The sequence below is a fragment of the Paenibacillus wenxiniae genome (assembly GCF_039822605.1).
GTDB classification, from domain to species: Bacteria; Bacillota; Bacilli; order Paenibacillales; family Paenibacillaceae; genus Saccharibacillus; species Saccharibacillus wenxiniae.
Genome location: NZ_JBCGUH010000050.1, coordinates 1 through 643 on the forward strand (window position 1 = coordinate 1; position 643 = coordinate 643).

A 643-nucleotide genomic window follows, 5' to 3' on the forward strand; every position below is an offset into this window, starting at 1 on the left:
ATGATTGGGGTGAAGTCGTAACAAGGTAGCCGTATCGGAAGGTGCGGCTGGATCACCTCCTTTCTATGGAGAATCGTCTTCTGCAATGAAGACATTCAAATATGAAGCGTAAGCTTCAAAACATCTATAAGATGTCGATTCAAACTCCTATTTGTTCAGTTTTGATGGAATTTGTATGGGGCCATAGCTCAGCTGGGAGAGCGCCTGCCTTGCAAGCAGGAGGTCAGCGGTTCGATCCCGCTTGGCTCCACCATATACAAACTATCAATACCAAGTTGATCCTTGAAAACTGGATACCGAAACGAAACATCGCGTTTTAGAAAACTGTTCTTATCTGTTCTCTGTGTAAACAGAATCGGAGCAAGAATATGTAAGATTAGGTTCTTCCTTTGGGAAGACCACCAACTAGGTTAAGCTAGTAAGAGCACACGGTGGATGCCTAGGCGCTAGGAGCCGACGAAGGACGTGGCGAACAACGATAAGGCCTCGGGGAGCTGTAAGCAAGCTTTGATCCGGGGATGTCCGAATGGGGAAACCTCACTGGATTCATCTCCAGTGACTCACACCTGAATACATAGGGTGTGTAGAGGCAGACGAGGGGAACTGAAACATCTAAGTACCCTCAGGAAGAGAAAACAAGAGT

The 643-nt window shown here is 46.8% G+C and carries 1 tRNA gene and 2 rRNA genes; all 3 read left to right on the forward strand.

The features are described 5' to 3' along the window. Positions 1-63: ribosomal RNA gene (locus AAHF22_RS23780) — 16S ribosomal RNA — on the forward strand; the annotation flags it as partial. A 114-nt stretch (positions 64-177) separates the two neighbouring features. Then, positions 178-253, forward strand: a tRNA-Ala gene (locus tag AAHF22_RS23785). Positions 254-408: 155 nt separating this feature from the next. Beyond that, positions 409-643, forward strand: a 23S ribosomal RNA gene (locus AAHF22_RS23790); the annotation flags it as partial.